Raw genomic sequence first — 12,969 nt, forward strand, 5'->3', positions numbered from 1 at the left:
CTCACGGCTTGAGCCAGGTTCCCTGGCTCTGGGCTTCACAAAATGGCTTCAAATACGCCGCATCCGTGGCTACGCCGTAATAGTGAATATCCTGCCGGTAAGGCATATTGGCGACTTGGGCGTTGCTGCACACGCCGAACGCGCCAGTGGGGCATTGATCGACGTACTGCACCTCGACTTTCTGGCCAGGAAGGTTCGGCTGGCAGAACCCATCGGCGAACAGTTTTTCCGGGATGTTGCGGTTCTGCTGGCAGACTTTCACGTCGAGTCTTGCAGCCGTGCTATGTACCACGCAGGCTTGAGCCAGCGCCTCACCTGAAGTGAGCGCCAGGAGCAACGACAATCCCATCAACCGCATCCTTTACCTCCTCAGAAACTTTCGACCATGTTGCAGAACATTCCCACTCACGTCATTGCTGGCCCATTGGGTGCCGGCAAGACCAGCCTGATCAAGCACCTGCTGGCGCAGCGGCCGGCGAATGAACGTTGGGCGGTACTGATCAACGAGTTCGGTCAGATCGGCCTCGACGCTGCGTTGCTGACCCGGGACGCCGATGGTATCGCACTGGGTGAAGTGGCCGGAGGCTGTTTGTGTTGCGTCAATGGTGCGCCGTTTCAGATCGGCCTCGGGCGTTTGCTACGCAAGGCGCGGCCGGATCGGCTGTTTATCGAGCCCTCCGGGCTGGGGCATCCGGCGCAATTGCTCAGGCAGTTGAGTGAGGCGCCGTGGCAAGGCGTGTTGGCTGTTCAACCCTGCGTACTGGTGCTGGACGCCCAGGCGCTTGCTGCCGGCAAACCGCTGCCGGTGGCGCAACAGGAAGCGCTGAACAGCGCCGGGTTGTTGCTGATGAATAAAGCCGAAAATCTCGACGACGCCGATCGCCAGCGAATCGCTGCACAGTTGCCGGCGCGGCCGTTGTACTGGACGCAGCAAGCCGCATTGCCATTGAGTGAGTTACCAGGGCTTGGGGTTCAGGCTGTAGCGGGTGTGGATAACTTCGTTGCACCCAAAGGATTGGCACAGCTGCCGGCCATCTGGACCGACCCTGCGCTGCCAATTTGCTTGAGCCAGGAGCAGGAGGGCGGCTGGAGTGTTGGGTGGCGCTGGCATCCGAGTCAGACTTTCGATGCGACGCGCCTTGGCCGTTGGCTTGAAAGCCTGGCCTGGCGGAGGGCGAAGCTGGTTATCCACAGCGTCGACGGTTGGGTTTCGGCGAATGCACTGGAAAACCCGGTGCTGGACTGGCAGCCCAGCGAATGGCGGCGTGATTCGCGCATCGAACTGATTTTCAGTGAGCCGCAGGATGTTGATTCATTGCAAAGAGATCTAGCCGACTGCCGGTCGAGCCCGATTTAAATCAAGGACGCCATTTAGTGTGTTCTTGCCGCCACTGACTCATCTCGATCACCTCGGCGCGCGGTTTCACTACATCGGCCACCGCAGGTGTGTCGTCGAACGGCATCGGGTAGGGCTCCAGCTCAATCTGCGCACTGTGGGCGCCGAACTGCGTGATGGTGCCGTTGTGACGGCTTTCACCGGTCACGGTGAATTCGAAGTTATACACACGGGCGAGGCGCCGCCGGCCGTTTGCGTCTTTAATGAATGCGATCTTCTTCAAGGCCACATTGCCGTCCAGCAGCTCGATTCCGAGCTTGGCGCAATGCAGCTTGACCCGCTCCAGCGCGCGCTCGCGCAAGCCATGGTTGTGCCATAACCACGCGCCACCGGTGGCAAGCAGCATCAGGACGAAGATATTTCCAAGGGTCAGCATCAACACGTTGCTCCAACAAGATAGTGTCAGCTTAACTGCGTCGCCGGTCTGTCGTACAGGCTGCGTTTAGTCGCATACTGCGCGGCTTGAATTTCAATCGTTTGACGGAAAACCCACCGCATGAAACGTACGCCCCATCTGCTCGCCATCCAGTCCCACGTGGTGTTCGGCCACGCTGGCAACAGCGCCGCGGTTTTCCCGATGCAGCGGGTCGGGGTGAATGTCTGGCCGCTCAATACCGTGCAGTTCTCCAACCACACCCAGTACGGCCAATGGGCCGGTGAGGTGCTGGCGCCGCATCAGATTCCTGATTTGGTCGAAGGCATCGCGGCGATTGGCGAACTGGGCAACTGCGACGCCGTGCTGTCTGGCTATCTCGGCAGTGCTGCCCAGGGCCGGGCGATCCTGACGGGGGTGGCGCGGATCAAGTCGATGAATCCCAAGGCACTGTATCTGTGTGACCCAGTGATGGGCCATCCGGAGAAGGGTTGCAGCGTGCCCGCGGAAGTCAGCGATTTCCTGCTGGAGGAGGCGGCTGCCGTGGCGGACTTCATGTGCCCGAACCAGCTGGAGCTGGACAGCTTTTCGGGACGCAAGCCGCAATCGTTGTTCGATTGCCTGGCCATGGCGCGAGCGCTGCTGGCGCGTGGTCCGAAGGCTGTGCTGGTCAAGCATCTGGACTATCCCGGTAAACCGGCGGATGTTTTCGAGATGTTGCTGGTGACGGCCGAAGACAGCTGGCATTTGCGCCGTCCGCTGCTGGCGTTCCCGCGTCAGCCGGTGGGCGTCGGCGACCTGACCTCCGGACTGTTTCTGGCTCGCGTACTGTTGGGCGATAGCCTGGTGGCGGCTTTCGAATTCGCCGCGTCGGCGGTACATGAAGTGCTGCTGGAAACCCAGGCTTGCTCCAGCTATGAGCTGGAACTGGTACGGGCTCAGGACCGGATCGCCCATCCGCGGGTGCGGTTTGAGGCGGCAGCGATCAGCCTTTAAAGCTTCGCGGGCAAGCCTCGCTCCTACAGGTACGGTAAGAAATCTGTAGGAGCGAGGCTTGCCCGCGAATGCGATCTAACGACAAAACATGTCAGGCGTCGCCCTTGATGTCCTGATAGCGCTTTTCCAGTTCCTGACGAATCTGCCGACGCTGCTGGGCCTGCATGAAGCGGCGTTTGTCTTCGCTGTTCTGCGGTTGCAGAGGCGGGACAACAGCCGGTTTGCGGTCGTCATCCACTGCGACCATGGTGAAGAAGCAGCTGTTGGTGTGGCGCACCGAGCGCTCGCGGATGTTCTCGGTCACCACCTTGATGCCCACCTCCATGGAGGTGTTGCCGGTGTAATTGACCGAGGCCAGAAAGGTCACCAGTTCGCCGACATGAATCGGCTCGCGGAAAATCACCTGGTCCACTGACAGGGTCACCACGTAGCGGCCGGCATAACGGCTGGCGCACGCGTAGGCCACTTCGTCGAGGTATTTGAGCAAGGTACCGCCGTGGACATTGCCAGAGAAGTTGGCCATGTCGGGGGTCATCAATACCGTCATCGACAGTTGTGCGTTTCCGGGTTCCATAGCGTTCTCACGGTTCAAGGCAGAATTTCGGGAGGGCGGCACCTCTGCGGGGGCCTTGTCAGCTTTTCAAACCAACAGTTATCGGGACGCCGGGCGGGTGGCTGCCGTCACGCCTGGATCGATCTGTTTCCATATATTGCACCGCCTTTCTGCCAGAAGTCGCGGTGTTACCCTTCAAAAGCCCCTTCTCAAGGGTAATTCCCACGCGGGAAGTGGATTTTTTACCTTGCTCGAACAGGAGCCCCACACCATGCACGCCATCAGTTTCATTCAAGATCTGGCAGTGATCATGTTGATCGCGGGTGTGGTGACCGTGCTGTTTCATCGCTTCAAACAACCGGTGGTGCTCGGCTACATCGTCGCCGGCTTCATCATCGGCCCGCACACCCCGCCGTTCAGCCTGATCCACGATGAAGACACTATCAAAACCCTCGCCGAACTCGGTGTGATTTTCCTGATGTTCTGTCTGGGCCTGGAGTTCAGCCTGCGTAAGCTGTTCAAGGTTGGCGCTACGGCGTTCATTGCGGCGTTCCTGGAAATCGTCCTGATGATCTGGATCGGCTACGAGATCGGTCGCTGGTTCGACTGGAACACCATGGACTCGCTGTTCCTTGGCGCGATCCTGGCGATTTCCTCGACCACCATCATCGTCAAGGCGCTCAACGACCTGAAGATGAAGAACGAGCGCTTCGCGCAGCTGATTTTCGGCGTGCTGATTGTTGAAGACATCCTTGGCATCGGCATCATCGCGTTGCTGTCGAGCATCGCGGTCAGCGGCACGGTCAGTTCCGGCGAAGTGTTTTCAACGGTCGGCAAGCTCTCGCTGTTCATGGTTGTCGCACTGGTCATCGGCATCCTGCTGGTGCCGCGATTGCTGGCTTACGTGGCGAAGTTCGAAAGCAATGAAATGCTGCTGATCACGGTGTTAGGCCTGTGTTTCGGCTTCTGTTTGCTGGTGGTCAAACTTGAGTACAGCATGGTGCTCGGCGCCTTCCTGATTGGCGCGATCATGGCTGAATCCCGGCAATTGCTGAAAATCGAGCGCTTGATCGAACCGGTTCGCGACCTGTTCAGTGCGATCTTCTTTGTCGCCATTGGGCTGATGCTCGATCCGATGATCCTGCTGCAATATGCATGGCCGATTGCGGTGATTACCGTGGCCGTGGTGCTGGGCAAGATGTTTTCTTGCGGCCTTGGCGCCTTTATCGCTGGTAATGATGGACGCACCTCACTTCGAGTCGGGATGGGGCTTTCGCAGATTGGCGAATTTTCTTTCATCATCGCGGCGCTGGGCATGACGTTGCAGGTCACCAGCAACTTCCTCTACCCAGTCGCCGTTGCCGTCTCGGTGATCACCACGTTGCTGACGCCCTACCTGATTCGCGCGGCTGATCCGCTGTCGATCAAGCTTGCCGCGGTGATGCCGAAGCGACTGGGCAGGGTATTGGGGATGTACGGCGAATGGCTGCGCAGCATCCAGCCTCAGGGCGAGGGCGCGCTGCTGGCGTCGATGATTCGGCGGATTCTGTTGCAGGTGGGCGTCAATCTGGCGCTGGTGATTGCGATCTTCTTCTCGGGTGCTTTTTTCGCTGAGCGCATGTCCGTTTACCTGCAAGACTGGATCAGCGACCCGAGCTGGCAGAAAGCGTTGATTTGGGGCGGGGCGTTGCTGTTGTCGCTGCCGTTCCTGATCGCCGCCTATCGCAAGCTCAAGGCGCTCTCGATGCTGTTGGCGGAGATGGGCGTGAAGCCGGAGATGGCCGGCCGCCACACGCAGCGAGTGCGTCGGGTGATCGCCGAAGTGATCCCGATCCTCTCGCTGCTGGTGATTTTTCTGCTGCTGGCAGCCTTGTCGGCCAGTATTCTGCCGACCAACAAGTTACTGGTGCTGATCGTCGTCGTCGCGGCCGCTGTAGCGGCGCTGCTCTGGCGCTGGTTCATCCGCGTGCACACGCGGATGCAGGTGGCGTTGCTTGAAACACTGGACAACCACAAGGATTCGTCCGGGCATTAACCCTGTAGCGCGTCAGGCGTCTCAGCTTTCCAGCCAGACGTCCCGCGCCCAGTGCCATACCGATTCCCAGGTTTCTTCGGCGATCAGCTCTTCTTCGGCCAACCACAGCACCACGGTGCCGTCTTCTTCGACCAGGTAGTAGTTGTCACCGTCCTGGCAGATCGGAATCATGCTGCGATCAACACCCGCATCCCAGGCGTTGGCGGCAACGTCCGGCAGGTAGGTGTGGGATTGCGGGTCGGTGACGGTCACCGGCTCCAGGCTGCCGTAGACGACGTCGCTGACGGTCAGCAAAAACTCTCTGAAGACAAACGGAATGTCGATGAACAGCTGTTCTTCGATTTCCACCAATTGATCTTCGTCGGGCAACTCCAAGGGGACCGGTACCGGTTCGTTGGCTTCACGCAGTTGTTCGATGATTTCTTCCACGTCCGGGATCCTCTTGCTTGATGGCGCGGTTTAGTTGGGGCGGTTTATACAGTAGCTCGCTATAGATGCAACCGTGAAATAGAAAAACCCCGGCTAGGCCGGGGTTTTCGTTACAGCATGCTTAACGCAGGAGGGATCAGCCGTTCTGGCGGATACCGGCGACCAGCCAAGGCTGGTTCTCGCCCTGCGGACGTTCCATGTTCCAGCTTTCGCTGAACACTTCGCCCTGGTCGAAACGCGAGGTCTTCGACACACCGGTGAAGGTCAGGGTGGCGATGGTCTTGTCGGCACGATCATCCACGCCGTCCAGTTGAACATTGAGGTTATCAATGTAGGTGGACTGGAAACCGTCGCCCAGATCGGCACGTTCGCGCTTGAGGAACTCGAGCAGTTGCGGGGTCACGAACTCGGCGATCTTGTCCATTTCGTTGGCGTCCCAGTGCTGCTGCAGGGACTGGAAGTGGTTGCGGGCCGCTTCAATGAAGTTCTTTTCATTGAACCAGGCCGGAGCGTTGATCACCGGACGAGCGGCAACCGGTGCTGCCGAGCCGCCAAAGACCGAACCCATGGCCGTTGGCTTCTGCTCGAACACTTCACGCTGCATCGGTGCGCCAGCTGGAGCCATGTGCTCCTGCTGCTTGCGACGACGCGCGGCGATGAAGCGGAAGACCAGGAAGGCGATGACGGCCATGATCAGGATGTCGAAGATCTGCATGCCCTGGAAGCCGCCGCCCATGAACATGGAGGCCAGCAGGCCACCGGCCGCGATGCCGGCCAGAGGGCCGAGCCAGCGCGAAGCACCGCCGGCTTTGGCGGCAGCGCCAGCGGCACCGGCCGCGCCCGCAGTGGCGGCAGCACCACCTGCGGCAGAAGAAGGCGCCATTTGGCTGGTCTGGTGAGTCGGCGCAGCGCCGGAGCTCTTGCCGCCACCAAAGCGCTTGGCGTTGGCGTCGAGGCTCATCGTCAGGCCGATGCACAACGCCATGGCGATGCTAAGAAAACGTTTCATAAAGGGAATTCCCATTTGTGGATGGCACGCGCGCCATGTTGCACAGCTGAAGTGTTACTGGCTAGCGGCAGAGTGTTTCGGGCTTTTGCCTGACAGGTTGCGTTCAGCTTCAGTCAGCGCAATAAGGCCTGTTAATTTTGGTCCGTAGGGTAAGTGGATAGGTTCTGTAGGAAGGGTGCCTAGCGGCGCAGCGCCAGCATGACCACACCGGCTGTAATCAGGCCGATTCCACCCCATTGGCGCAGGTCGAGTTTTTCGCCCAGCAGGATCACGCCGAGCACCGCCACCAGTACCACGCTGAGCTTGTCCACCGGAGCGACCAGTGAGGCCGGCCCCAGTTTCAGTGCGCGGAAGTAGCAGATCCACGAGGCACCGGTGGCAAGTCCCGACAGCAACAGGAACAGGTAGCTCCTGGCAGAGATCGATCCTAATGACTGATATTGGCCCGTGGCGTACAAAATCAAGGCCAGGCTGACCAAAACCACCACGGTGCGCAGTAGGGTGGCGAAGTCGGAGTTGACGTTTTCGATGCCGATTTTCGCGAAAATCGCGGTCATGGCAGCAAATGCCGCTGACAACAGGGCCCAGAATGTCCAGGAAGAAAGGAAACCTGAGCCCATGTTGTCGCGCCTTTATAGATCAACGTGTATCAGCACACAGAGTGGATGCAACACAAAACCCTGTGGGAGCGAGCTTGCTCGCGATTGGGGGCGCAGCGGTATGTCTGAAACACTGCGCTATCGTTCATCGCGAGCAGGCTCGCTCCCACAGAAGCTATTAAATGGCTTCCAGCTTTGCGTAACCCAGCATCAGCCACTTGCTGCCTTCGCTGAAGTTCACCTGCACCCGAGCCTGAGCCCCGGCACCTTCGAAGTTCAGGATCACGCCGTCGCCAAACACCGAATGCCGGACGGTCTGGCCGAGGCTGAACCCGGTGTCCGGGATCTCGCTACCGCCAAACAGGCTGCTGGAGCTCTGCTGCTGGCCACCGCCGAACGGACGGCTGACGCTATTGGACAGCCGCACTTCCTGGATCAGTCCTTTCGGCACTTCACGTACGAAACGCGACACCTTGTTGTAAGTCTCGCTACCGTACAGGCGTCGGGTTTCGGCATAGGTCATCACCAGGTTCTGCATGGCCCGGGTGATACCGACGTAGGCCAAACGGCGCTCCTCTTCAAGACGACCCGGTTCTTCAAGGCTCATCTTGTGCGGGAACAGGCCTTCTTCCATGCCCACCAGGAACACATAAGGGAATTCCAGGCCCTTGGCGCTGTGCAACGTCATCAATTGAATGCTGTCTTCGTGCTCGTCGGCCTGAGTATCTCCGGCCTCCAGTGATGCGTGACCGAGGAACGCCGCCAATGGCGTCAGGTCTTCATCTTCTTCAGCGTTTTCGAAGTTGCGCGCGGCGCTGACCAGTTCCTCAAGGTTTTCTACCCGTGCCTGGCCTTTCTCGCCTTTTTCCGCTTCGTGATAGGCGATCAGCCCAGACTGCTCGATGACGGTCTGGGTCATCAGATGCAGCGGCATTTCCATGCACTTGGCGGCGAGGTTCTCGATCAGCTCGATGAATGCGCCCAGTGCGCCGGCCGCACGGCCGGTCAGGCCTTTGTTAGCCACCAGCAGGCGCATGGCTTCCCACATCGACACATCACTGTGACGGGCATGGTCGCGGATCGCTTCAACGGTTTTCTCACCGATACCGCGGGCCGGAACGTTGATCACCCGCTCCAGTGCTGCATCGTTGCCGCGACCTTCCAGCAAGCGCAGGTAGGCCATGGCGTTTTTGATTTCTGCCCGTTCGAAGAAGCGCTGACCGCCATAGATGCGGTACGGAATGCGCTCGCGCAGCAAGGCTTCTTCCAAAACGCGCGATTGGGCGTTGGAGCGGTACAAAATCGCGATATCGCTGCGAGCCAAGCCGGTTTTCAGCGCGCTTTCGATGGTTTCCACCACGTAGCGTGCTTCATCGTGTTCGTTGAACGCCGCGTACAAGTTGATCGCTTCGCCTTCACCGCCGTCGGTCCACAGCTCTTTGCCCATGCGTCCCGTGTTGTTGGCGATCAGGGCGTTGGCTGCTTTAAGGATGCCGGCGGTGGAGCGGTAGTTCTGCTCCAGGCGAATGGTTTCAGCATCCGGGAAATCATCGGAGTACTGATAGATGTTCTCGATTTTCGCGCCGCGCCAGCCGTAGATCGACTGATCGTCGTCGCCGACCACCATCAGGCTGTCGCCGCCCTTGGCCAGCAGTCGCAACCAGGCGTACTGCACGGCGTTGGTGTCCTGGAACTCGTCCACCAAAATGTGCCGGAAGCGCTTCTGATAGTGCGCCAGCAAGCCCGGATGGTCGCGCCACAAGTCGAGGGCGCGCAGCAGCAATTCGGAGAAGTCGATCACGCCAGCGCGCAGGCACGCAGCCTCATAGGCTTCATAAATGCTGCGCATGGTCGCCAGGAACAGATCGCCGCTGGCTTGAATGTGTTGCGGACGCAGACCTTCGTCTTTCTGCCCGTTGATGAACCACTGGGCCTGACGGGCCGGCCAGCGTTGCTCGTCCAGGCCCAGCTCGCGGATCACCCGCTTGACCAGTCTTTGCTGGTCGTCGCTATCGAGAATCTGGAAAGTCTGGCTCAGGCCAGCTTCCTGCCAGTGCGCCCGCAACAAGCGGTGGGCCAGGCCGTGGAAGGTGCCGACCCACATGCCGGCCGGGTTGATACCCATCAGCTGCTCGATGCGATGGCGCATCTCGGCAGCGGCCTTATTGGTGAAGGTCACCGACAGGATGGAGTGGGGCGAGGCGTTTTCGACCTGGATCAACCAGGCGATACGGTGCACCAGCACTCGGGTTTTACCGGAACCAGCACCGGCCAGGACCAACTGACGACCCACGCGGGCAGCTACGGCCTGGCGTTGGGCATCGTTGAGGGAGTTCAGCAGAAGGGAGAGATCATCGCGCATCGGGGCATTCTAGGGGGCGGCGTCACACCGGGCAAACCCTGCATTGTTTTAGCCGATGAAAGATAGGTGCAGGACGACCGGTCAGTCACTGGCTGCAAGCGTTGGCGGGGCTCGCTTGGCTGCTTTTACACGGGGCCAGGCAGTCGATACTTTGGTCTATTTATGATCTGGAGCAGTTTGGTCCAGGCATATGCTTGTGTATGCTCCGTCGACGTTTCGGGCGCATGCTCACCATTATAAGAACAAGAACATTGCCTATGACCCTCAGCACCGACCTGTCGGGCCCCGTCGTGGAGCCCCGGGTTATCCGCAAACAGTACGCCATGGAAATGGCGGTCGAACGCACGCGTCTGCTTTATCAGGGCTCGTTGCTGCCCACGTTATTCATGTTGATCAACGGTCTGGTCTGCGCTGGCTTGCTTTGGAGCCCGCAGCGTTACTTCCTGGTCAGCGTCTGGCTGGTGTGGCTGTTGTCGCTGGTGGCGTTGCGGGTGATTCAAGTCGCGGCCTTCGATTCGGCGATACCCAATCGTCAGGCCCATCCGATCTGGCGCCGCATGTTTTTGCTGGGTTCGGCCATGACCGGCCTGACCCTGGCCGGTGCCGGCATTGCGCTGGTACCCGCCGATAACTTCATGCAACAAGCCTGGGTGTTCGGCCTGATCGGCGCTGCAGCGCTTTCGGCCAGTGTTGCCTACGCGGTCAGCCTGCCGGCGTTCCTGTCCTTTACCTTGCCCTGTCTGTTGCCGGCCATCGGCTATCTGTTCTGGGGCGGTGATGAACAAGATCATGGCTGGGGCTGGTTCGGTCTGATTTTATTGGGCGCGTTGAGTGTGGTCGCCTGGCAGGTCAATCGACTCATCGATAGCGGGCTGTTGCGGCGCTTCCAGAATCAGGCGCTGATCGAGCACTTGCAGCAGGCTCAAAACAGCAGCGATCAGCTCAATCAAAAGCTGGCCAAGGAAATCGACCAGCGCCGTCGTGCCGAAGACGAGCTGCGGCAAATTCAGATCGAGCTGGAAAGCCGTGTTGCCCAGCGCAGCCTGGAGCTGGACGCTGCCAATCAGGCCCTGAGCAAGAGTGAAGCGCGTCTCGCCCTGGCGTTGAAGGCCAGTGAGCTCGGTCTGTGGGACTGGAACCTGCAAACCGACGAAGTCCATCACACCCAGCTTCAGGAGCTGTTCGGCCTGGAGCCGGAGTTCGTGACGGCGATGCTTCGCCACCTCAAGCCGCGCCTGCACCCCGATGACTTGCCGTCGCTCAAGCGCGCACTGGTCGAGCATTTGAAGGGCCGCAGCGAGGACTACCAGATTGAATACCGCGTGCGTCACGGCGATGGCCATTGGGTCTGGATCGAAGACCGTGGTCGAGCGGTTGAGCGCGGCGAAAATGGCCGGGTGATCCGCATGGTCGGCACCCGTCGCGACATTAGCGTCAGCAAAGCTCTGGAAGAGCAACGACAACTGGCCGCAACGGTGTTCGAAGCCGCCAGCGAAGGCATTGTGATTTTCGATCCGAATTACGCGTTGATCGCGGTCAATCAGGCCTTCAGCCGAGTCACCGGCTATGACATTGAAGACATGATTGGACGCAACGTGGTCGAGTTGCCGTGCAGCCGCGATGCCCGCCGGCACTACGCTGCGATTCGTCAGGCGCTGGAGCAGCACGGCAGTTGGCAGGGCGAGCTGGTAGAAACCCGCAAGAATGGCGAGTTGTATCCGCAATGGTTGCAACTGAACGCGGTGCGCGATGCTCGGGGAAATGTGAGCCATATCGTGGGCTTCTTCGCCGATCTGTCGGCCCGGCGCGAATCTGAAGAGCGCATGCGTTACCTGGCGCATTACGACGAATTAACGGGTCTGGCTAACCGTTCACTGTTCCGCGAACGGCTAAACGAGGCTCATCAGCGGGTGCGCCAGGGCGGCTACCGCAGTCTGGCGTTGCTGCACATCAATCTGGATCGTTTCAAGCTGCTCAATGACAGCCTTGGCCATGAAATCGCCGACCAGCTCTTGCAGAAGATGGCCCGGCGGCTGGTCAATGCGTTGCCTGAAGCAGACACCATCGCTCGCTTGTCCGGCGATGAGTTTGCCGTGTTGTTCAATGCCTACGGCAACCTGTCGAGCCTGGCGCGGGTGGCGACCCGACTGTCGACCAAGCTGCGCTTGCCGATCACCGTCGAGGGCCATGAACTGGTGGTTAGCGCGTCCATGGGCATCAGTATGTTGCCGGACAACGCGCGAGAAATTTCCGCGCTGGTCCATCAGTCCAATATGGCCATGCAGCACGCCAAGCACTTGGGCGGAAATAACTTCCAGTTCTATACCGACAGCCTGCAAGCCAGCACGCTGGAGCGCTTGCAGCTGGAAAATCAGCTGCGCAAAGCCATCGAAGAGAAACAGTTGATGGTGTTTTATCAACCGAAACTGTGCCTCGCCACGGGTCGGTTGAATGCCGCCGAAGCGCTGGTGCGCTGGGACCACCCGACCATGGGCCGTGTGCCGCCAGGGGACTTCATCGGCCTGGCCGAGGAAACCGGGTTGATCGGCCCGATCGGCGAGTTCGTGTTGCGTCAGGCCTGCTGGCAAGCCTGTGAGTGGCAGCGTCAGGGGCTTGCGCCGATTCGGGTGTCGGTGAATCTGTCGGTGCATCAATTGCGTCAGGGCAAACTGGTCAGCCTGGTGCGTCAGGTGCTGGAAGAAACCGGTCTGGCGCCGCACTACCTCGAGCTGGAACTCACCGAAAGCCAGTTGCTGGACAGCGTCGAGCACATCATCGCGACCTTCCAGCAATTGCGTGATTTGGGGGTCAAGTTGGCGATTGATGATTTCGGCACCGGGTATTCGTCCTTGAGTTACCTCAAGCGCATCCCTGTGGATTACGTGAAGATCGATCAGGCATTTATCCGCGGTCTGGGGGAGGGTAGCGAGGATGCGGCGATCACCCGGGCAATCATTGCCATGGCGCACGGCTTGTCGCTCAAAGTGGTGGCCGAGGGTGTGGAGCGGGCAGAGCAGTTGGAGTTTTTGAAAGCCGAGCACTGCGATGAAGTGCAGGGCTATTTGATTAGCCGCCCTGTCGAGGCCGATGGCCTGGCGGCGCTGTTGCGTGCGGACGAGAAACCCTTGTAAGGGCTACATGGAGCGCATGTGGCGTGAAATGGGGACATCGAGTTACGCATTGAGCAGGCAAAAAGCCGATTCATGTAGTATAACTA

The 12,969-nt window shown here is 59.5% G+C and carries 11 protein-coding genes; 4 read left to right on the forward strand and 7 right to left on the reverse strand.

Annotated features, from left to right (window positions below; translation table 11 throughout):
- Position 1: 1 nt before the first annotated feature.
- The gene (locus PMI27_RS13665) at positions 2-358 is read right to left on the reverse strand and encodes a hypothetical protein (protein WP_008156668.1); all 357 of its coding nucleotides are present in this window, start codon (positions 356-358) and stop codon (positions 2-4) included.
- A 27-nt stretch (positions 359-385) separates the two neighbouring features.
- On the opposite strand from PMI27_RS13665, the gene PMI27_RS13660 reads away from it, so the two are divergent.
- On the forward strand, positions 386-1,357 hold the full coding sequence (locus tag PMI27_RS13660; RefSeq protein WP_008156666.1) for a CobW family GTP-binding protein: 972 nt from the start codon (positions 386-388) through the stop codon (positions 1,355-1,357).
- A 1-nt stretch (position 1,358) separates the two neighbouring features.
- Here the strand turns inward: PMI27_RS13660 and PMI27_RS13655 are convergent, their stop codons facing one another.
- Positions 1,359-1,772 carry a DUF3301 domain-containing protein gene (locus PMI27_RS13655; RefSeq protein ID WP_008156664.1) on the reverse strand — a complete coding sequence of 138 codons (414 nt, stop codon included), beginning with the start codon at positions 1,770-1,772 and terminating at the stop codon, positions 1,359-1,361.
- A gap of 120 nt (positions 1,773-1,892) precedes the next feature.
- Between PMI27_RS13655 and pdxY the strand changes: the two genes are divergently transcribed.
- Positions 1,893-2,765, forward strand: a complete 873-nt coding sequence (gene pdxY / locus PMI27_RS13650) for a pyridoxal kinase PdxY (RefSeq protein WP_008156662.1) — start codon at positions 1,893-1,895, stop codon at positions 2,763-2,765.
- 91 nt (positions 2,766-2,856) lie between these two features.
- Here the strand turns inward: pdxY and PMI27_RS13645 are convergent, their stop codons facing one another.
- Positions 2,857-3,339 carry an acyl-CoA thioesterase gene (locus PMI27_RS13645; RefSeq protein ID WP_008156660.1) on the reverse strand — a complete coding sequence of 161 codons (483 nt, stop codon included), beginning with the start codon at positions 3,337-3,339 and terminating at the stop codon, positions 2,857-2,859.
- Positions 3,340-3,589: 250 nt separating this feature from the next.
- Between PMI27_RS13645 and PMI27_RS13640 the strand changes: the two genes are divergently transcribed.
- Positions 3,590-5,353: a cation:proton antiporter gene (locus tag PMI27_RS13640; RefSeq protein WP_008156658.1), complete on the forward strand. Its 1,764-nt coding sequence runs from the start codon at positions 3,590-3,592 to the stop codon at positions 5,351-5,353.
- Between the two features lie 21 nt (positions 5,354-5,374).
- Here PMI27_RS13640 and PMI27_RS13635 read toward each other — a convergent pair whose 3' ends face one another.
- From PMI27_RS13635 to uvrD, 4 genes are all read right to left on the reverse strand, one after another.
- Complete coding sequence (locus PMI27_RS13635; protein WP_008156656.1) at positions 5,375-5,782, reverse strand: SMI1/KNR4 family protein; 408 nt, start codon at positions 5,780-5,782, stop codon at positions 5,375-5,377.
- Between the two features lie 136 nt (positions 5,783-5,918).
- Positions 5,919-6,791, reverse strand: a complete 873-nt coding sequence (locus PMI27_RS13630; protein WP_008156654.1) for a Tim44 domain-containing protein — start codon at positions 6,789-6,791, stop codon at positions 5,919-5,921.
- Between the two features lie 179 nt (positions 6,792-6,970).
- Positions 6,971-7,411, reverse strand: a complete 441-nt coding sequence (locus PMI27_RS13625) for an EamA family transporter (RefSeq protein WP_008156652.1) — start codon at positions 7,409-7,411, stop codon at positions 6,971-6,973.
- A gap of 157 nt (positions 7,412-7,568) precedes the next feature.
- Positions 7,569-9,752, reverse strand: a complete 2,184-nt coding sequence (gene uvrD / locus PMI27_RS13620; RefSeq protein ID WP_008156651.1) for a DNA helicase II — start codon at positions 9,750-9,752, stop codon at positions 7,569-7,571.
- A 257-nt stretch (positions 9,753-10,009) separates the two neighbouring features.
- On the opposite strand from uvrD, the gene PMI27_RS13615 reads away from it, so the two are divergent.
- Positions 10,010-12,883 (forward strand): EAL domain-containing protein, encoded by a 2,874-nt coding sequence (locus PMI27_RS13615; RefSeq protein WP_008156650.1) that lies wholly within the window; start codon positions 10,010-10,012, stop codon positions 12,881-12,883.
- Positions 12,884-12,969: the final 86 nt, after the last annotated feature.

The organism is Pseudomonas sp. GM41(2012), from assembly GCF_000282315.2.
GTDB lineage: Bacteria > Pseudomonadota > Gammaproteobacteria > Pseudomonadales > Pseudomonadaceae > Aquipseudomonas.